Annotated in this window: 19 protein-coding genes; 10 read left to right on the top strand and 9 right to left on the bottom strand. The window is 49.0% G+C overall.

Going from position 1 to position 20405, the window contains the following annotated elements:
• Nucleotides 1-4 precede the first annotated feature (4 nt).
• Nucleotides 5-2815, bottom strand: a complete 2811-nt coding sequence (locus J7619_RS14460) for a pitrilysin family protein (protein ID WP_291199422.1) — start codon at nt 2813-2815, stop codon at nt 5-7.
• A gap of 55 nt (nt 2816-2870) precedes the next feature.
• Nucleotides 2871-3494 (bottom strand): GyrI-like domain-containing protein, encoded by a 624-nt coding sequence (locus tag J7619_RS14455; protein WP_291199419.1) that lies wholly within the window; start codon nt 3492-3494, stop codon nt 2871-2873.
• A 221-nt stretch (nt 3495-3715) separates the two neighbouring features.
• Here J7619_RS14455 and J7619_RS14450 point away from each other — a divergent pair, with 221 nt between their 5' ends.
• The gene (locus tag J7619_RS14450) at nt 3716-5005 is read left to right on the top strand and encodes a hypothetical protein (RefSeq protein WP_291199416.1); all 1290 of its coding nucleotides are present in this window, start codon (nt 3716-3718) and stop codon (nt 5003-5005) included.
• Here J7619_RS14450 and J7619_RS14445 read toward each other — a convergent pair.
• Nucleotides 4977-7946: a DNA polymerase III subunit alpha gene (locus J7619_RS14445; protein WP_291199413.1), complete on the bottom strand. Its 2970-nt coding sequence runs from the start codon at nt 7944-7946 to the stop codon at nt 4977-4979. The genes J7619_RS14450 and J7619_RS14445 overlap by 29 nt on opposite strands.
• A gap of 65 nt (nt 7947-8011) precedes the next feature.
• Between J7619_RS14445 and J7619_RS14440 the strand changes: the two genes are divergently transcribed.
• Entirely contained in the window at nt 8012-8293 is a 282-nt protein-coding gene (locus J7619_RS14440) for a type II toxin-antitoxin system RelE/ParE family toxin (RefSeq protein WP_291199410.1), read from the top strand.
• A 6-nt stretch (nt 8294-8299) separates the two neighbouring features.
• Nucleotides 8300-8599 (top strand): HigA family addiction module antitoxin, encoded by a 300-nt coding sequence (locus J7619_RS14435; protein ID WP_291199407.1) that lies wholly within the window; start codon nt 8300-8302, stop codon nt 8597-8599.
• Nucleotides 8600-8605: 6 nt separating this feature from the next.
• Here J7619_RS14435 and dinB read toward each other — a convergent pair whose 3' ends face one another.
• Nucleotides 8606-9835 (bottom strand): DNA polymerase IV, encoded by a 1230-nt coding sequence (gene dinB / locus J7619_RS14430; RefSeq protein WP_291199404.1) that lies wholly within the window; start codon nt 9833-9835, stop codon nt 8606-8608.
• A gap of 133 nt (nt 9836-9968) precedes the next feature.
• Between dinB and J7619_RS14425 the strand changes: the two genes are divergently transcribed.
• Nucleotides 9969-10736, top strand: a complete 768-nt coding sequence (locus J7619_RS14425; RefSeq protein ID WP_291199401.1) for a LexA family transcriptional regulator — start codon at nt 9969-9971, stop codon at nt 10734-10736.
• A 238-nt stretch (nt 10737-10974) separates the two neighbouring features.
• Here J7619_RS14425 and J7619_RS14420 read toward each other — a convergent pair whose 3' ends face one another.
• Complete coding sequence (locus J7619_RS14420) at nt 10975-11178, bottom strand: hypothetical protein (protein ID WP_223401214.1); 204 nt, start codon at nt 11176-11178, stop codon at nt 10975-10977.
• A 74-nt stretch (nt 11179-11252) separates the two neighbouring features.
• Nucleotides 11253-13034 (bottom strand): ABC transporter ATP-binding protein, encoded by a 1782-nt coding sequence (locus tag J7619_RS14415; protein WP_291199394.1) that lies wholly within the window; start codon nt 13032-13034, stop codon nt 11253-11255.
• A gap of 233 nt (nt 13035-13267) precedes the next feature.
• Here J7619_RS14415 and nusB point away from each other — a divergent pair, with 233 nt between their 5' ends.
• From nusB to coaE, 6 genes are all read left to right on the top strand, one after another.
• Entirely contained in the window at nt 13268-14434 is a 1167-nt protein-coding gene (gene nusB, locus J7619_RS14410) for a transcription antitermination factor NusB (RefSeq protein WP_291199391.1), read from the top strand.
• Between the two features lie 101 nt (nt 14435-14535).
• Nucleotides 14536-14841 (top strand): YtxH domain-containing protein, encoded by a 306-nt coding sequence (locus J7619_RS14405; RefSeq protein ID WP_291199388.1) that lies wholly within the window; start codon nt 14536-14538, stop codon nt 14839-14841.
• Nucleotides 14842-14844: 3 nt separating this feature from the next.
• Nucleotides 14845-15294, top strand: a complete 450-nt coding sequence (locus J7619_RS14400) for a DUF1573 domain-containing protein (RefSeq protein WP_291199385.1) — start codon at nt 14845-14847, stop codon at nt 15292-15294.
• A gap of 24 nt (nt 15295-15318) precedes the next feature.
• Nucleotides 15319-15618, top strand: a complete 300-nt coding sequence (gene yajC, locus J7619_RS14395; protein ID WP_291199382.1) for a preprotein translocase subunit YajC — start codon at nt 15319-15321, stop codon at nt 15616-15618.
• Between the two features lie 132 nt (nt 15619-15750).
• A complete protein-coding gene (locus J7619_RS14390; protein ID WP_291199379.1) occupies nt 15751-16368 on the top strand; it encodes a hypothetical protein in 618 nt (205 codons plus the stop codon).
• A gap of 27 nt (nt 16369-16395) precedes the next feature.
• Complete coding sequence (gene coaE, locus J7619_RS14385; protein WP_291199376.1) at nt 16396-17007, top strand: dephospho-CoA kinase; 612 nt, start codon at nt 16396-16398, stop codon at nt 17005-17007.
• Here coaE and J7619_RS14380 read toward each other — a convergent pair.
• The 3 genes from J7619_RS14380 to J7619_RS14370 form a co-directional block, all read right to left on the bottom strand.
• Entirely contained in the window at nt 17004-18875 is a 1872-nt protein-coding gene (locus J7619_RS14380) for a DNA polymerase III subunit gamma/tau (protein WP_291199373.1), read from the bottom strand. The two genes, coaE and J7619_RS14380, sit on opposite strands and share 4 nt — an antisense overlap.
• 38 nt (nt 18876-18913) lie before the next feature.
• On the bottom strand, nt 18914-19750 hold the full coding sequence (locus J7619_RS14375) for a glycoside hydrolase family 16 protein (protein WP_291199370.1): 837 nt from the start codon (nt 19748-19750) through the stop codon (nt 18914-18916).
• Between the two features lie 131 nt (nt 19751-19881).
• A complete protein-coding gene (locus J7619_RS14370) occupies nt 19882-20361 on the bottom strand; it encodes a DUF6934 family protein (RefSeq protein WP_291199368.1) in 480 nt (159 codons plus the stop codon).
• Between the last annotated feature and the right edge of the window lie 44 nt (nt 20362-20405).

Genomic DNA, 20405 nt, shown 5'->3' with positions numbered 1-20405 from the left:
GTACTTACTTCTTCTCGGGCATGAGCACCACTTTGATGAAATTATCATCATTGAAATACTTCTGCGCGGCAGCTTTGGTACTGGCCACCGTTACCGATTTCAGTAACCGGTCTTGCTCGAAAATTTCATTCAGGTCGTCGCCGAGGAATGTATTATCGTCGAGGTAATCGAGCCAAAAGCCGTTGGTTTTCAGTGCGGTCTCTGTTTTTCGCTGGGTCTCAGCGACGAATTTCTCGATATCCTTCTGGTCTGCTCCGTTTGTTTTGATCTTGTTGATCTCTTCCTGCGCTCTTTTCACCAGTTTGTCCACATTCTCAGGTGCACAGCCAAAGCCGATGGAGAAGCGGTAATGGCCAGTTGGGAATTTATCGGTGCCTTCTGAAACACTCACGCCGTAAACGCCGCTTTCTTCTTCCCGCAAAGATTCGATCAGTTTGATCTGCAAAATCTCCTGCAATGCCTCGATCTGCACATTGTTTTCAGGATTATAGTCATATTCCCCGCTCGAAACGAGGGTAACGCGGCTTTTAGGTTCCAAACCTTTGTAAATCACCTTCTCGATGCGCCCTTTTGGCGGGAAAATATTCGGGTGGCTGAACGTATCGTCCCGATCGCTCGATGGCAGGCTACCGATGTATTTTTCGATCAGTGGTTTCATCGTCTCCGGCTTGAATGCGCCCACAATCGTAAACACAAAATCCGACGCATCGGCGAAACGGTTTTTGTAAATTTCAAATGCCCTGTCGAGATTCACTTTGTCGATGCTCTCTGGTTTCAACGGCTGACGCTTGGGGTTATGGCTTGTCAGTACGGCATTCAATGAATCGGAATAGACTTTTTCGGGAGTCAAAGTCTTTTGCATGTTTTCCAGATAGGCCTTTTGGTTGGCCAATATGCCCGTTACCACATCCGCATCTTTGCGTGGCTCCGTGAAATAGGCGTATATCAGCTGGAATGTAGTTTCGAGATCTTTTGGATTGGTATTGCCGCCGATGCCTTCCGTGAGCTCGCTCAGGTATGGGCCTGCGCTGGCTGTCTTGCCTGCGAGGAACTTTTGCAGTTGCGTCTGGTTATAAGGCCCCACACCGCCGGATTGAACGAGATAGCTCGTGAAAATACCCGTCTCGCGCTCGCCCGGGAAAAGCGAATATCCGCCTTTGGCCGTCGCCTTGATCAGGATTTCGTCATTCTTGAAGTCAGTCGGCTTCAACAGCACTTTCACACCATTCGAAAGTGTAAGTTCGGTGACGCCCAGTTTGTCGAGCGTTTTTTCACCCGTGATTTTACCAGGAACGGGTTCGGCTTTTAATAACGGTGCATCCACAACGTCGTCCACATAAGCCGTAACATCTTTGCCCGCCTCACTGAGCAATGCACGGATATCTGACTCGGTAGGGAGGGCGTCCTTGCTTTTTTCAGGTCCCATGATCACAACCGCCCTGTTTTTGTCGGTAATATATTTCTTCGCCAACCCGTTGATTTCGGCCAGCGTCACACCGTCCAAATGCTTTTTCACAAACTCGAAATAAGCATCGGCGCCCATAAACGCCTGGTCGTGGAGGAAGTGGTTGAGGTATTCCTGCACGTGATTGGCCGATTTCGTTTTGTCGCGCTCCTTGTAATCTTCTTCAACGGCATTGTAAAAATCCTTCTTTGCGCGATCGAGCTCGGGTTGTGTAAAGCCGAACTTCTGAACGCGTGCATTCTCTTCGAGAAGCGTTGTTAAGGCGGTTTTCATCGAAGCTGCGTCCTTTGCGAGCGCAATGGATGTGTAGGAATCTAGGTTTCCGAGGAAATCGCCGTACTGGCTCGCACCGTAGAGGAACGGCGGATTGGCCTTCTGGGTAAGTTCCTGCATCCGCTGGCCCATCATGGCATTGTACAACTCCTGCGCGAAGTTGTTCCGCACATCCTGCAACGATTTCTCCTTTATGTTAGGCTGTTTATAAATCAATTGAATAAGATTCTGCGGGTATTCCGGGTCGGTCACGATGGCCACTTTGGTGGAACCATCCAGCGGAATATCATAGCGAATGCGTTTTTTAGGATTGACAGGCGGCTTAATGGAGCCGAATTTCTGGGAAATCAGCGCCTCCACTTTGGCAACATCAAAATCACCGACGGCAATCACCGCCATCAGGTCGGGGCGGTACCAATCCTTGTAAAATGACTTGATGGTCTCGGGTTTGAAGCTTTTCAGAATACTGTCTTTGCCTATCGGTAGTCGCTCGGCATAACGCGAATTGTTGAGGATCACTTTCAGGAATTTGTCACGCATGCGTTGTTGCGCGCCGCGACCCATGCGCGATTCTTCGAGCACTACGCCACGTTCCTTTTCTATTTCGGAAGGATCGAGCAATGCGCCGTGGGCCCAGTCTTCCAGCACTTGAATGCCCTTTTCGAGCAATCCGGCGGAGTCTGTCGGGATAGGCAGCATATAGACGGTTTCATCAAACCCGGTGTAGGCGTTCAGGTCGGCGCCGAAGCGTACCCCGGTTTTTTGCAGGAAATTGACCAGCTCATTTTTGGGGAAATGCGTGGTGCCATTGAAATTCATGTGCTCCATAAAGTGCGCCAGCCCCTGTTGCGCATCCGTTTCCAACACCGAGCCTGCTTTTACCGCCAGCCGGAGTTCCGCCCGGTTCTTGGGTTCCGCATTCTTTTTAATGTAGTAGGTGATTCCGTTTTTTAGTTTTCCGGTCTTTACACTGGGATCGAGAGGGATTTTTTGAGTGCTCATGTTCTGTGCGTGCACTGTTGCGACAGAAACTACACCCCATCCGGCCAAGCATAATGCTATGAACGCCTTTTTCATTTTTCTAATTTTAATTTTGATGAAATTCAGGAGGGGCGAAAGATATTGAAATAATCTATTTAACCGGTTCGCGCAGAATGGTTTTTAATTTATCCGGAGAGGTTTTGCGGAAATCGGACAGGTAAATCTCGTGGTGGAGCCCGTTGCGGCCCAATGCATGGGCCGAAATGTAATCGTTCAGTTTGGCTAACGTCTCAGGTTCGTTATCAAAGGGGCCGGTATGCAGCATTTGCACGACTTTCCCTTCCTCCATTTCAAAATAGGAAACCTCCCTGATGGCGGCGTGACCTTTGGCGGTATAACAGGCTTCCACAGCGGCTTGCACATCTTTTTGCTCCACATAATCCGGAATCCGGATCAGGAGCCGGTATTCCCATTCGCTGCGGGGAATCGCTTTCGGGGAGTCGGCTATCGAAATGCCGGCATAACGTTTTTCGTCATACCACCACAAACCTTCCAGTTTGGCTACGACAAAGTCCTTTCCCTGGGCTTTGAATGCGAATTTCAATGCGTATGCCACCGGGTAAATCGCCTGGATCTTTCGCGCAAAATCCGCTCCCGAAGGGTCTCCTTTGCCGGTAATGGACAGGTATTGCGCCTTTTCGATGTGTAGAATCTCGGGTTCGGCCTTTGCGGTGTAGTAACTTTTGAAATGTTTGGTAAGATCCAGTTTTTCCATGGCTGTGTTGGTTTCAGGTTAATAATGACTGCAATTAATGGCCGCTTATTGACAACGGTATGACAGTAGCCCTGGAAAATTTATGGCGCACAGGCCAAATGTGGTCGTGATGAATGCAGGACGTTTCCTATTGTCCTAATAGTGAGCGACGAATTGTTGGAAAGTACCCGGAAATTGCTAGTTTTATAAGTAGGTACCCCCCCCCGTAAGCACCCCGATATATGTCTGAATTTAGAATACCTCGAATACAGGTTGTCATAGACAATGCTGTCGTTAGGAAGTACCTCACCAAAAGCCCGCGCCACATTTTGGTGCTGCTAGTGATCCTGTTTTACCTTGCGCTTGAAAGTTATTACCTTTTCTTTCGCTTCCACGGGCATATACAGGATCTTTCACTATATCAAGGTATCGCCTCGAAAACCATGGAGGGGCAGGTGCCATTTCGCGATTTTCGCATCGAATACCCCATTTTTGCGCTCATTCCCATACTGATTCCGGGCCTTTTGAGCCAATTGGCAGGCGGGTCGTTTGAGAGCTTCGCATGCTGGTTTGTGTTTCAAAATCTGGTATTAGGATTGGTTATGGCGTGGATTATTTCCAGATCTGATGCCAGCGGAAAGGCATTCCCGCGTTTCCTGATCGCGACGTTGTTCGCTTTTCCTATCTTCCTGTTTCGCTTTGATCCGTTCCCGGCTTTGCTCACGTTGCTGGCGATTGTTAACGTTTCACATAAACCGTTCGCTGCCGGAATGGCGCTGATGGTTTCCGTAGCTGCGAAGTTGTACAGCATCGTGCTGTTCCCCGTCTTTGGCCTATACTATGTTTTCAATTCCGACGGGAAGAAATTGCTTTGGCTGATTGCCGGCGCCGGCTGTATTTGCGCAGCTATTCTCAGCTGCATTGCCTGGCTGGGAATGGATGCAGCTACCGATTTCATGCATTACCATCTTCTGCGCGGTATTCAGATCGAGAGCCTTGCCGGCGGGATTTTACTGATTTTGGAACAAACCGGATTAATAGAGCTGGACGTTACGCATAGTTTTGGCGCTATGCACCTTGTTACACCATTGTCGGATCTGGTTTTAAAATGCATTAACATCGCTATGCCTGTTTGTTTTATTAGCATGGCGGTTTTCCTCTTGAGGGCATTTTACAAATCTTTTTCGCTCCCCGGCGGCATTACGTTCCGGCAATTGAATGCAGCAGCGGCGGCACAGATACTGTTATTCATTCTTCTCAATAAGGTGCTTTCTCCGCAGTATCTGATCTGGCTCCTGCCGCTGATCCCCTTTTGCAGATTCAAAGCTTCGGTGATATTCACTGTTGCGCTGATGTTCACGGTTTTGATATTCCCGGGTCATTACTATGGACTGATTTCAAAACAACTGCCGATGGTAGTTATTCTTAACATCCGCAACGGCTTGTTAATCTGGCTTTTGATAGAGCTGCTTTCAGAAATCGCTCCCGTGCGCACGCGAGACATCAGCGCGCCGCCGATTCCATCCGCGTAATTTCTGTCACCTCCACGGTAAGGAAACCAAACTCTTCCGTCACGACGCCGCGGATTTTGTAAACGCCTTTGACCGACCCATTCACTTTGGCGGCCGTCGTGGGAAAATGGACGGTATCGATAAATTGTCCCTCATAATCGAGGAAGGTGCCGAACTGCATCGACTCGCCGCGATTTGTCCGGGTGTTTTTGAGGGCCACCAGGTAGCCATATTGTACCACTTCCTGGTTAATATAATTGTGCAGCTCGCGCGACATGACACTTTTAGGCAATGGATTTTTCAACAGGTTGAAAGGGCTGCAAAGCGGAAAGCCGAGCAATTCGATCTGGTCATAGGCATCATCGAGGATGGAAGAGTGGAATTCCGGCAGGTTAAAATCCTTGATTTCGGTATGGAAAAGTTGTTTTTGAGGTACTTTGACGGGCGTGGTACTCAGCCGGAAATGCGCTTTCCAAAGCAGCGTTTTTTTGCCGATACCTGTAAAGCGGAACGCGTCGATCCGGATCAGGATCGTCAGTTGTTCTATTGAAATGGGCACGCGGTCGAGGAAATCGTTGAGTGACGTGAACGGCCCGTCTTGCCTGCGGGCGCTGAGGATCCTTTCGATCGTTTTGTCCTCCAATGCATTCAGAAACTGCATGCCAAGATAAATCTCGTGCCCTTGGATTGTCGCCTGAGCTTCGCTGTGGTTTACGCATGGCGCATGTACGAGCGCGCCAAGCATGCGTGCTTCGTGTATGTACAGCTCGGGCGCGTAAAAGCCACCGCCGTTGTTCAGAACGGCCACCATAAATTCCAGGGGGAAATAGGCTTTCAGAAATAATGTCTGATAGCTCTCGACGGCATATGAGGCGGAATGCCCTTTGGCAAAGGCAAATCCGGCAAAGCTGGCGATCTGGTTCCAGATCTCCATGGTCATTTCCTCGTCGTAACCCTTGCTCCGGCAGTTTTTGAAATACTTCTTTTTAACGCGCTCAAACTCTTCACGCCCGCGAAACTTGCCACTCATGCCACGTCGGATTACATCGGCTTCGCCGAGTGTCAGTCCGGCAAAATAGTGCGCGACCTTGATCACGTCCTCCTGATACACCATAATGCCATACGTTTCTTCCATCAGCTCCAACAGGCGCGGATGTGCTTCGTTCCGCTTTTCGGGGTGACGGTGACGCAGGATATACTCGCGCATCATGCCGCTTTTGGCTACGCCGGGCCGGATAATGGAACTGGCCGCCACCAATCCGAGGTAGTTGTCGACTTCCAGCTTTTTCAGCAGCATCCGCATGGCCGGTGATTCCACGTAGAAGCAGCCGATGCACTGCGCCTGCCTGATCAGATCGTTGATCTTCGGATCTGTCTTGAATTTCCGGACGTCGTTAATATCAAAACCGGCTGCTTCGGGACGGTTGTAGCGGATGATTTCAAGCGTTTCCTTGATCTTTGCGAGCCCGCGCTGGCCCAGGATATCGTATTTATTTAACCCCACATCCTCGGCAATCACCATGTCGAATTGCGTGGTGGGAAAGCCTTTCGGTGGGACGTCGGTGGCGGTAAAGTAATGCATTGGCCGTTCCGAAATGAGGATACCGCCCGCGTGAATACTCAAATGGTTCGGCTGATTGTTGGTCTGGAAATAATCGGCGTACCGGATCACCAGTCCTGAAAGCTGATCGAGCTTTTTCGGGTCGTATTTGCCATTGCTTAATGCATCGATTTCATAAGCAGGCAAACCGAATACTTTGCCCAACTCGCGTACGGCTGAGCTGTGCTGAAAAGTGCTGTACGTCGCGAGCAGCGCTGCCTGGCCATTTTTGCCGTAAGTATCAAAAATATAGCGTGTCACATCCTCACGGTCGCGCCAGGAGAAATCGATGTCGAAATCGGGCGGATTTTTGCGGTGGAGGTTGATAAACCGCTCAAAATACAAATCCAGCTCGATGGGATCGACATTGGTAATATTGAGCAAATAGGCGATGATGCTGTTCGCCCCGCTGCCCCGGCCGACATAGTAGTAGCCCTTCCGGCGTGCATAATTCACAATGTCGTGATTGACCAGAAAAAATGGGACGAAATGCTGCTGCCGGATCATGTCCAGCTCCTTGGCGATGCGATCGAAGATTTCATCCGTGATGTTGTCGCCGTACCGGTAGCCAAGTGCCTGGTAGCTCATTGATTTCAGCCGTTTGAAATCTTCCTCCTCGTTTTTGCTGAAAACTTTCAGGTTTTGATGCTCGCGTTCGCTTCCAAAGCTGAACTGGATGTTGCATTCGCCCATCAGCCTGCGGGTGTTTTCGAGTATAACCCGGAAGTCTTTTTGTTTGAAATGATATTCTAAAACTTTCGCCTGTACGATCTGCTCGTTTTCCTTGCCCGTTTCCGACGTGGTCAACTTGCTCAGCAGGGTGTTACCGTCGATCGCGCGCAGCAGGCGATGGGCATTGAAATCCTTTTTGTTCCTGAAAGTTACCGGCTGTTGGATCACCAGTCTGTCCATGAACCGGTGCAGTGGTGAATAATGCAGTTTATCCAGGTCCTGCATCGAAATGCCAATGTATTCGTTGGGGCGAAACTGTTCGCGGCGCTCCTTGTTCAGTTTTTCAAAGGGATAAATAAATGCCACATGGTCCATTTCCGGTGCGCGGTCGGGAAAAGGGACGTCCGCCAGTTTCTGGGCCGATAGGTAGGCGTTCAAAGTTTGAAAGCCGATGTTGTTCTTCGCCAGTGCCACAAATTGCTGTGTTACGCCATTGCGGAAATCGATCCCGATAATAGGTTTAATGTCGAACCTCGGCGCCATGCGGATGAAATTCAGGCACCCCGAGGTGTTGTTAATATCCGTCAGTGCGACACAGTCGTATCCATTCTCCCGGCAAAGCGCAAGAAGCTCATCCTCGGGAATCGTCCCGAAGCGAAGGCTGAAATAAGAGTGGCAGTTGAGTAACATGAGTATTTGAAAAACGGAACTGAGTACTTACTTTTGGCGTTACTAACGCGAGTCGGCAGCCTGCAATGATCGTAAGCTTTTCTTCAAAGGAAACCGAAAAAATATGGCTCGGCGAGCGGGTCGGAAAGTCGCCATTGGAAATCCAGCAAGTGGGGAGACGAAAGCTAAGAATGCTTCATAACTCACAAAATCTTGCGGATTTACGCATTCCGCCATCGAACAGGCTGGAAAAGCTCTCCGGAAACCTGAAAGAGTTTTACAGCATACGTATCAATGATCAATGGCGGATTGTGTTCAAGTGGTTAGATGGTAATGCTGCTGAGGTTAGAATTGTCGATTATCATTAAATTTCAATGGAAACACTGAATAATATTCATCCAGGTGAAGTCCTGATGGAGGAGTTTCTTGAACCAATGGGCATTTCCGCTTATCGATTGGCAAAGGAAACCGGTATTCCCCAGACGCGGGTCAGCGAGATCATTAAAGGGCGGAGACGTGTCACCGCTGATACGGCATTGCGTTTTAGCAAATACTTCGGCACGACGCCCAAGTTCTGGCTCGGTTTGCAAGACGATTATGATATTGAAGAAGGACAACATTTGATTTCCGAGGAATTGAATGAGATAAAAGCCTTGCAGCCCAACGCCGCCTGATTATTGTTACGCATTTCTATGCGCGGGAATAATGGGCGGCTCGCCGTTGAATGGATTTCCCATGGCGCCGATATCCGAGATCCCCATCGTGCTGGCCCAGGTGAGGATCTGGTCGCCTTCCTTATTATAGGCGTATTTGGTTTTAATATAATCCATCGCCTGATAGAGGTTGAGCCGCTCTTCGGTGTCGTCAAAGAGATTGATCTGGTAATTCCCCGTCACAAGGTCGCTGAAACTCACCCCCACCAACCTGACCATCATCCGCCGGTTGTAAAGCTGGTCGAAAAGTCGTTCGATATGCGGGATCAATACATGGTCCGCGGACGTGTAGGCGATTTTCAACTGTTTCGAAAAGGTGTTAAAATCGGAATAGCGGATTTTAACAGAAACACAGGAGGTTAATTTCTCTCCCGTTCGTAATTGAAATGCCAGTATTTCCGCCATTGCCCGCACCATCTCACGCATCTTCCGCACATCGCCGGTATCCTTCCCGAAAGTCCGCTCGCTGGAAATCGATTTGCGCTCGTGAAAGGGGACAATAGGGGAGTTATCCAGCCCGTTGGCTCGATTCCAGAGCGCAACTCCATTCTTGCCCAAAACCTGCCCCATAATTTCCATCGGCATCTCCTGGATTGTTTTCACATACCGGATCCCGAGGTTATGCAGCGTCTGGTTCATTTTTTCGCCTACCATCGGGATCTTCTGGACTTCCATAGGTGCCAGGAATATCTTTTCAGTGCCGGCGTCCACTTTGAGCTGGTTGTTAGGCTTTGCTTCCCCGGTTGCAACCTTTGATACCAGCTTGTTGGTAGCCAACCCAAACGAAATCGGTAGGCCGGTTTCACGGATAATGCGCTGACGGAGCTCGCTGGCCATTCCATAGCAACTGTGGTATTTGTCCATTCCCGACAGATCCGCATAAAACTCGTCGATACTCGCCTTCTCGAACACGGGCACACTCTGGCTGATGATCTCACTCACTTCTTTCGATTGTTTGGAATACGCTTCACCGTTTCCGCGAATGACGGTTGCCTCCGGGCAAAGCATTCGGGCCATTTTCATGGGCATGCCCGAATGCACGCCAAATTGCCTCGTTTCATAACTACAGGCGGCTACCACACCCCGGTCGCCTGTGCCGCCTACCAGTATGGGTTTGTTTTCAAGCCGACTGTCCTGCTTGCGCTCTACGGATACGAAAAAGGTATCCAGGTCAAAATGTAATATCGCACGGTCCACTACTGTTTGGAGTTTTTACAAAATTATGGATTTATTCCAAATATATGGATCATATCCATTTTTTAAAAGGAAATATTCCAAAATATTTGTATGTTTGAAGGGTCAAGACATTGTCAACCGATAATCATCACGCATGCTTATGGCTATTGATGAAGAATTCAGGCGTTTCAAGCAGATCAGAGAGGAACTCAACCTGACGCAGGCGGCATTTGCCGAAGAACTGGGTATCAGCGCAACTACCGCCGACATCGAGCGGGGGCGTACGCGTATACCCGGGCAGGTGGTGAAGGAATTGCTCAAAAAATACCATATCAATCCACTCTGGTTGTTTGGAGATAGTTCACAGAAGTACCTTTATACGGATAAAATATTCGTCAACCCGAAAGTGGTGACGGTCGATCAGGCGGGTAATGATAACATTGTGCTCGTCAGTGCGAAAGCAGCGGCCGGTTATCCCAACAATATTGGCGATGCCGAGTGGTTCGAAGCGCTGCCCGCGTTTACAATCCCACTGCCGGAATACCGAAATGCGACATTCAGGGGGTTCCAGGTGGATGGTGATAGTATGACGCCAGCGTTGCAGTCGGGTGAATGGATCTGGGCACGCGCGGTGGATGACTGGGATTCGCTGAGTGATAAACATATGTATGTTATTGTCACGATCGACAGCGTGCTGGTCAAAAGAATCCGGAAAGAAAAAGATTCAACTTTTGTGAACCTGATATCGCTCAATCCGGACTATGTGCCGATCCGCATCGATCGCAACGAGATCCGCGAAGTATGGCAGGTGAACAGTAAATTGTCTTTCAATCTGGAAGAGGACAAGACGGAAATAAGTTTGCAAGGCCTGTATCAGGAAATGCGGGACTTGCGGCAGGAGGTGAAGAAGCTGGCTAAATAGCGCTGCTAAACTATTGCGGATCGAATGGGTCAAGTAAACGCAATTTTTCGATGCCTACGAAATCTGTTGTGTTATGTGTGATTGGCTGGTTTCCAGCTGAATAATTCTATTTCGGTGATGACTGAAAAACAGATTCGGGAATTTCCGGCAATGTCATCCATTACTTTCCCTGCGTAAGGAGGGAGCTGTTGTTGAAGATAGTAAACGGCAATGTTGGTATCCCAAAGATAGGCCTGGTTCATTTGCCGCGTAATCGTCTAAATTCCCGCTCAATTTCCTCCACTGGCTGCTTGGTCATTTTGCCTTTCAGAAAACGGATGGCGCTCGTGTCTTTCATCTGTAGAGTGCTTTCGCGGAGACGAATGACGCTCAGGTTTTCGAGTTTCCTTAAAAGTTCAAGCGCATTGTCGTCGAGAACATCGATTGTGACTGTGTAGTGCATAGTGTGATCAATTTAGTATTTGTGAGTATTCAAAGTTAAATTATCACTATTGCATTTCAAGTGCAGGTTGTATTTTACACCTCTTCCGAGATCAATTGTTTCTCATACAGTTCTTTATAAGCCCCATTCAGCGCCATAAGCTCGGCATGCGTGCCTTGCTCCACAATGCGGCCTTCGTCGAGAACTACGATTTTGTCGGCAAGCTTGGCGGACGAGACGCGGTGGGAGATGATCACGGAGGTGCGCTGGTCCATGATCCGCTTCATGTTGTTGAGGATAATATTCTCCGTGTTCGTATCGACGGCGGAAAGGCAGTCGTCGAGGACCAGAATTTTCGGGTCGCGGGCGATGGCGCGCGCGATCGAGAGGCGTTGTTTTTGACCACCGGAGAGCGTAATGCCTCTTTCTCCGAGCATGGTTTCGTAGCCCTGCGGGAAGTCTTTGATATTGTTGTAAAGATCGGCGTCTTTCACAGCCTGTTCTATCCTTTCAAAAGGCATGTCTTCGGTGCCGAACCGTACGTTGTTCTCAATGCTATCGGAGAAAAGGAATACGTCTTGCGGCACATAACCGATCTGGCGGCGATAACCACGAACGTCGTAGTCCTTCATGGGAATGCCGTCGATCAGGATCTGGCCCTCGGTCGGGTCGTAGAGCCGGCATAGCAAATGGGCGAGGGTGCTTTTGCCTGAGCCGGTCGTTCCGAGAACGGCGACACTTTCACCGGCTTCGACTGTCAGGTTGAAATCGTGCAGTGCTTTAATGCCCGAGTCGGGGTATACGAAGCCGACGTGACGGAAAGTAATCTTGCCATCCAGCGATTTGCTGAGATTTGTTTCGGATACCAAGGTCGTTTTTTCATTCAAAAACTCATTGATCCGCAGCTGTGAGGACGCAGCGCGCTGAATCTGGCTCGTAGTCCATCCCAATGCCATTACCGGCCAGGTGAGCATGTTGACATACAATATAAACTCGGTGATATTTCCCGGAGTAAGGCGGCCATTGATAATTTCCTGACCGCCGACATAGATGACCAGGATGTTGCTCAATCCTATCAAAAGGACGATCATAGGGTAGAAGAACGCATCGACTTTGGTAAGACCCAGTGATTTGGTTTTGAAAACTTCCGCCTCCCTTTGAAAATTACTGTAAGAGCGGTCTTCCTGAACGAAGGATTTAATGACACGTATGCCTGAAAACGCTTCCTGCACATAGGTCGAAAGCGCCGAAAGTTGCTTCTGTATTTCCTGCGAGCGTTTCATGATCATGCTGTTGACTACGTACACGCTTACCGAGAGTACGGGCAGCGGCAGCAACACATAAAGCGTTAGTTTCGGGCTGACGGAGATCATATAAGAAATGACCAGGAAAAAGAGGACAATCAGGTTAATGCCGTACATGAGCGCCGGACCGACGTAAATTCGGACGTTGCTCACGTCTTCCGAAATGCGCGCCATGAGGTCGCCCGTGCTGTGGCGGCGGAAAAAGGCGGCGGGGAGTGTTTGGTAGTGCTGGTAAATATCGTTTTTGAGCTCGAATTCGATATGTCGCGACATGACGATGATCGTTTGGCGTACCAAAAAGAGGAATATCCCTTTGAGCAGCGCCATCAGTAGGATCAGAAACCCATAGAGCAGAATGCTGAACGCAAAAATGTCATACATATCGCTTTGCAGCGATACGCCATTGTAAAGGTAATAAATGTCCAGTGTTTCGATCACGAGGTCGAGCGCGTAACGCACGAGCTGGGCCGGGATAATGCCGAAAAGATTGGATATGATCGTAAAAATGATACCCAGAATGAGGTACCATTTATATTTCCACAAATACTTGTTAAGGGATTTTAGTGCTTTCACCAGTTCAGATTTTTGTCGATGGCGCAGGACGCTTTCTAGCCAACATCCTATTTTACCAAAACGTTGCAAAATTAAAACGACGCGTCCCAATTTTCCGATTGTGAACAAAATAGTCTAATTTTGCGGTCGATTTTAAAAACAACTGTGCAGGGTTACATACAGAATGACCCTGCAATACATGCAGACACGTTCTTTGATTTACTGTACCTTTTATCCAAATAGTATTCCGGCATATGCTGAATAGAAGATTACTAAGAACCAAGGCGGTTCAGGCACTTTATGCACGGCAGCTCACAGCCGATGCGAACCGTTTACTGGCACTCGATCAGATTGAAGAGGCATTTGCTCCTGACCTTAACTCGATGGAGTTTCAGGACAAGAAAAAGCTTTCGGGCATGAAACGGCTCGCGAACATGACACTCGATGAGTTTATTAAAAATGGTAAACCCAACGGAGATGAAGAGCTTCCCGATCGCGTGCTGAGAGTGGCTCAGACAGCCTATGAAGCATATAACCGGCAGACGAATACGGATGGAGAAAAACTCGTTAGAAGGGTTTTGAATGAAACGGAAACGATTTACGCCGATTTCATCCGGATCCTGTCGATGCTGATCGAACTATCACACCAGGCAAAAATCGACCGCGAGCGCAGGTACGACGACCCGGAAGCACCATTCCCGAAAGATTCAGGATTGGATACCAACCGGGTGATCAAGGTTTTGCAGGAAGATAAGGCGCTGGAAGAGGAGATTATCCGCAGCGGCATCAACTGGAGCAACGAAATGAACCTGATCCGGAAGATTTACCGGGAGGGTTTGCGGAAGGACGAAACCTACGAAACATATTGCAAATCGGCGACCCATACGCCGGAGGAAGACCAGGAGATTATCCAGCATGTCCTGCGACAGATCATCCTCAAACACGAGGTTTCACTAGAATACCTCGAACAACGCGATCTTTACTGGGCAGACCACAGCGAGCTGATCCGTAGCCTCGCGATCAAAACATTGCGTACTGCCGATTTGGCACACACATTCCAGCTTGCGCCGCTTACCAAGGATTGGGAAGAGGACAGGGCATTTGTGGAGGAACTTTGCAAGATTGTGGTGAAAGAAAGCGACCAGTACGATGTTTATCTGGAAGACCAGTTGAAGAACTGGGAGCTGGAAAGGATCGCCCTGGTAGACCTAATTATCCTCAAAACAGCCCTCGCAGAACTTATTCATTTTCCTGGTATCCCGGTGAAAGTCACCATTAATGAGTTTATTGAGATCGCAAAAAGGTACAGTACCCCAAAAAGTGGTAAGTTTGTGAACGGCGTCCTGGACGTGCTTTCGGTGAAATTGGCCAAAGAAGGCGTGATCAGAAAAAGCGGACGCGGATTGATTGATAATAAGTAAAAGCTGCCGAAATTGTGGCCGGGTAGAATGGAACAATTTTTGGAAGCCATTATAAATACATGAGCTGATACCCGTTTGCAGCAAAAAAAACAGCAGAAACCATGAGTAAAACCAGTAATACTTTAATCGCATTCCTGACAGGCTGTGCCACCGGTGCGGCATTGGGCATCCTTTATGCTCCCGACAAAGGAGAGGTGCTTCGTACCCAACTGACCTACAGACTGTCCAAATACCGTGAAAAACTACAAGAAGTGATTCAGGACCTGGTAGATAAAAAAGACCAGCCCGATAGCTACGCCAGAACAGAAGGTGAGCGTGTTGTGAACGATGCGCGTGAAAAAGCAGAGAAGCTTCTGGAAGATGTGGATCGCCTGATGGCGCAGATCAAGGGCCAGGCCAGCGAATGACCTATGAAAAAAATAGCCCTTTTCGCGTTTCTGGGGATAGCGGTAGCTTTTTCCGGATGCTCCAAAAATGAAAAGAGTGGTGAAGAAAAACAGGCAAATTCAAAACTGCCTGTTTTTGCTTTGATCGATAGTACGGAATACGATTTCGGAACGATCAAGGAAGGTGCCATTGTGGAACACGAGTTCAAGTTCCGCAACGATGGAGAATATCCTTTGATTCTCAACAACATCAGCTCTTCATGCGGGTGTACGACGCCTGAATGGCCGAAGGATCCTATCGAGCCGAAGCAGACTTCGAGCATTAAAGTCCGTTTCGATAGTAAGCACAAGGCCGGGCCGCAGGTGAAAACAATCACTGTCTATGCCAATACAGAGCCGGCTAATACTGAATTGAGGCTGAAAGGTATTGTAAATGCAGTGCCTCAGCCGGATTCGACCACGGCGAAGAAGTAATATTTATACAACCCATCTACTACAATGAATTATTCTATTTTAGCACAAGCAGCCGGCGGTTCCCAGGGCATGATTTATCAGGTCGTGATGTGGGTCGGTATCATCGGGGTATTTTACTTTTTCATGATCCGTCCGCAGCAGAAAAAGCAGAAGGAACAGAAAGAACTGCTCAATAACCTGAAAAAAGGCGATCAAGTTGTGACGATCGGCGGTATCCACGCCAGAATCTATACAGTGGAAGAGTCGACGGTCACGCTTGAGCTGGACAAAGGAGTGAAGCTGACAGTCGAAAAATCGGCTATTTCACGTACGATTGCCGGGTAAAACTAATCATGAACGGCATGCATTCCTGCCAATGCATGCATTTTCAAAATTGTTGTGAGTCAAGTCCCACCCAACCAGAACAGGATCAAAACGTTTATAGGATGCTTGCTTGCAGCATCCTTTTTTTGGTTAATGAATGTCCTTAACAAGGACAATTACTCCCTTAAACTGAATTATCCGCTGTCGATCGAGTACGATAACGCAGCCTATGTTCCGATGCAGCCGCTTCCCAAACGGATTTCGGTAAATGTAACGGGGGATGGCTGGACTTTGCTTCAAAAATCCTGGCTGAATTTTAATGCCAATCCGGTGGTCTACCGGGTGCAGAATCCGACGGTGTCCAGTTTCATCAACTCAACCACGCTGACAGATCAGATTACGGAAATGTTCCCTAACCTGCACGTCAACTATGTGGTAGCGGATACTTTTGAACTTAATTTCGAGCCCAAAATCAGGAAGATCATCCCGATCCGCGTCGATAGCGCGGGTATTGACGTACGCGAAGGGTATGTGATTTCCAGTTTCATCAATGTCTCGCCTTCACTTATTTCAGTGGACGGGCCGGTTTCATTGATCAAAAACTTCCCGGATACGATTAAAATCCGCGTGCCTACGCCCAAGATTCAGAACAACTACGACGAAAGCCTGCCGATTCCGTTGCCGGTTTCGCCATTGGTGGAAGTGAGCCACCGCGACGTATATGTCAGCTTCGAAGTCGCACAATTCCTGAGCGCACCGCCACAGCCATAGCTTATTCCTCATTTGACTGATAACCACATGGATCTTCCGCTTCTTATAGGTGTTACCGGGGGCATTGGTTCCGGGAAAAGCATGGTTTGCAAGTTGTTCGAATGCCTGGATATTCCTGTCTACTATGCCGATAGTCGCGCCAAATGGCTTACCAATAACGATCGCGAGATTCGCGAAAAAGTGGTTGCATTGCTCGGAGACGAGGCCTATGATCAGGATGGGATGTACAATACCCGGTTTGTCGCGTCCGGTGTCTTCAAAAATGAGTCATTGTTAAAGGAACTGAATGCGATTATTCACCCTGTTGTGCTTCGTGATACGAAAGCGTGGGTTGCGCAACATGCCGGCGTGCCATACGTGGTGAAGGAGGCGGCTATTATGGCTAAGGCTGGTCAGTCCAATGCGGTGGATTATGTAGTCGTGGTGGAAGCCCCTGCTGAGCTACGCGTCCAAAGGATATTGCAAAGAGACAAGCGTTCGGAGCAGGAGATCAGGGCGATTATCGAACGCCAGGTTTCCGATGAATCCAGGCGTGAAATTGCGGACTACATTGTGAACAATGACGATGCTTCCGAGTTGATCCCGCAAGTACTTCATTTGCACGAACTGTTCCTGAAAAGGAAATCTTCCCAATACTAGAAATCCACATCCAGCCCGAGTGCTTGTTTCAATTCGAGTAAGTAGGGGTTTTTTTCTGCCAAAAAATTGAATTTCTCGGCAGGTGTATAAGGTAGCCTGTTCACTTCCTGTGGTGCAACACGAGGGTTAATATCCAGTTTCGGGGCATCGAGCCTCGCTTTCAGAAAACCCAGTAATTCATACCGCATGTTCATCACCGCATCCTGCTGGTGATCATTGTCGAGCGCGATTTCGATCGTACTGCCATTCAGTTGAATTTCACGGTTCAATGTGATTTGCTCCGTGGTTGAATTTCCTGCTTGGAGGCGCTTTTGGGAGAATTCATACCAGAAGCGTTGCAGGTTTGCCAGTGTCAATTCCTCCTTTTTTGCACCATTGGGAACAGTAGCGTAATCTATTGAAGCCTCGGCATTGCTTTGCTTGGCAGGCTGCTGTGTGGGTGGTGTAAGCGATTGTGTCAGCGAAACGGTAGTTTTCAGTCGCGAAGGCCCAGCTTGCTGGGGAGCTTGCTGCTGAGGAACGGCCTGAATAGGCTGTGCCTGATATCCCGCTGGCTGCGCCGCTGATTGTGCGGGCGCATTGGTATATGCACTTCCGTTGGATGGTTGGCCATTTGCCGGAGCGACTTGCTGTGAAGCAGCGGCTCCCGGAGCGGCGGCTCCCGGGGCGGTGGCTCCCGGAGCGGTGGCTCCCGAATGGTTCAGGGGTTGTTGGGGCTCAACTTTTTTTTTTGCCGTTTCATCAACGGCAGCAAGAGAATGAAGTTGAAGAACCTGGGGCAAATTGGCGAGTTTCATGAGACAGAGCTCCACATGCAATCGCTGGTTTTTTGCCGATTTGTAATTGATATCGCATTGCCCCGTAATGCTGAGCGCCGAGAGCAGGAAGCTGAGATCGGCCATCAGGGACTGTTCAAGGTATTTCCGCTCGGCAGATTCCGAAACCTGTAACAGGGTAACCGTTGCCGGGTCCTTGCACACGAGCAGATTTCGAAAGTGTTCCAGAAGGCCTATGACAAAAAGGTGGCCGTCGAATCCTTTTCTTAAAATCTCATCGAACAGGACCAGCGAGCGGGCAATGCTGCCTGCCGTGAGCGCGTCCGTGATTTTGAAATAATAATCGTAATCCAGAATGTGCAGGTTTTCCAGCACCGCAGCATAGGTGAGGTGGTTGTTCGTAGAAAACGTGACGTTAAGGTCGAACATGGAAAGCGCATCGCGCAGACCGCCGTCGGCTTTCTGGCCGATCAGTTCGAGGGCTTCATGTTCGGCGTTGATGCCTTCTTTTTTCGCAATATCCGCAAGGTGGTGCGCGATATCTTTCGATTGAATGCGGTTAAAATCGAATATCTGACAGCGCGAAAGGATCGTTGGCAGGATTTTATGCTTCTCCGTGGTCGCAAGAATGAAAATGGCGTACGAAGGCGGCTCTTCCAATGTTTTCAGGAATGCATTGAAAGCGGCCTGCGAAAGCATGTGGACCTCATCGATAATGTAGATCTTGTACTTCCCGGTCTGGGGCGGGTAGCGCACCTGATCGATCAGGTTGCGGATGTCCTCCACAGAGTTATTGGAAGCCGCATCGAGCTCGTGAATATTGAAAGAAGCGTTGTTCTGGAAGCTCACACAAGACTCGCATTCGCCGCAAGCCTCCGCATCGTCGCCAAGGTTCTGGCAGTTGATGGTTTTGGCCAAAATACGCGCGCAGGTCGTCTTTCCTACGCCGCGGGGACCGCAGAAAAGGAAAGCTTGTGCGAGGTGATTGGTGCGAATGGCATTCTTTAATGTGGTAGTGATGTGTGATTGACCCACCACCGAATCAAAGGTGACGGGACGATACTTCCTGGCCGAAACAACGAAATGATCCATGGTGCAAGATACTTCCGTGCACTGGATTTTCAAAGCCGTTACTTCGTTACGAGCGGGTACACGCGCACGTAATCGACCTCCATTTTTTGTGGGAAAATGCTGTCATCCACGCCCTTTTGCCCACCCCAGTTACCGCCTACCGCGACATTTAAAATTAAATGAAACGGCTTGTCGAACGGCCATTCCGGCCATTGGTAGGTTGCTTCCTTTTTGAATGTGAAATAGGCATTGCCATCCACCAGGATCGTGACCGCCTCGGGCGTCCATTCACATGTGTACACGTGGAAGTCCTCCGAAAGGCGTTTCACGACTATGTTGTTGCCTTTGTTGGTTTTAATGGCGTGATTGAAAGCTTTCGTGTGGATATTCCCATGCAACCGGTCCTGATCGAAACCGACGTGTTCCATGATATCGATCTCGCCATTATCAGGCCAGCCTCTGTTACCGTAGCTGTTCCCGCTGGCCAGCATCCAGATGGCCGGCCAGGTTCCCCGGCCTTTCGGCAGTTTCGCTCTGATCTCGAATTTTCCGTACGTAAAATCTGCTTTACCCTTCGAAACCAGCCGTGCAGAGCTATGCTGTTGCTTACCGGATGGTTCCTTTATGGCGATAATGACCAGATTGCCATTCTCTACCTTCGCATTCTCGATTTTGTCGGTATAATTTTCCAACTCGTTATTGCCCCAGCCGTGGTCGCCGAGGTCGTAGCTCCATTTGGTTGCATCCGGTTTGCCGGTATAGTTGAACTCGTCCTGCCAGGACGGGGTGGGGGCGAATTCGTAGGTAGCGGGAGCTAGTGTCTTGTCTGACGTGGATTGGGAGCAACCGACGATTGCGGCAGTTACTGCCAATTTGAATACAAAGGGTAGGAACATTTATCTATGACTTTGAGGGGTGTTCAGGTTTAGACTTTTTTTCAAAAAGCAGGGATAAATCTGCCGTCTTAAGGTATTCATTGGCATCCTTTAACTTTTGATCCACGAATTGTTGCTGGGCGGGAGTTAGCTTAAATGTCTCGCTCTGTTTTAATGCTTTGTTCTCCTTCATGTGAATGCAGCTTGATGTAATATTGTTCGTAACTAACGTTTGCGACGAAGGGGACCGCTTTGCCACGCTGTCCACCAAATATTTCGAATTTCTCCGAAATGGAGGAAAATTCGCGGCTCAGGACGATTCTATACAGCCGCTGTCTCCGGCTATCGCTGCCCTTGAACATTACAATGCGCTCCGGGCTCGTATTCAGAAAGTCCTCAATGATTTGAAAAACAGTGGCCAGAACTGTTGGCATATCCCCATTCCTACTTTCAATATCATCTCTCATCTGGTTGTCTGTATCCAGGTCTACCAAAGCCAGGTTGAAGACGATCCCATTTCCGGTTGGTGTAAACAAAACAGCTTTCTGAATCTTTTTGTTTGCACTAACGCTCTCAAACTTATAGACCAGCTCCCCGGGAATGAGCGTGAACGGATACGTCTTCTCATCCATACATTTAACGACTGATAGTGTGTTGTGAACTACCGTCAAACATA

This window comes from Dyadobacter sp., from assembly GCF_017744695.1.
Taxonomy (GTDB): domain Bacteria; phylum Bacteroidota; class Bacteroidia; order Cytophagales; family Spirosomataceae; genus Dyadobacter.
This window is presented reverse-complemented; position numbering and strand designations above follow the sequence as displayed.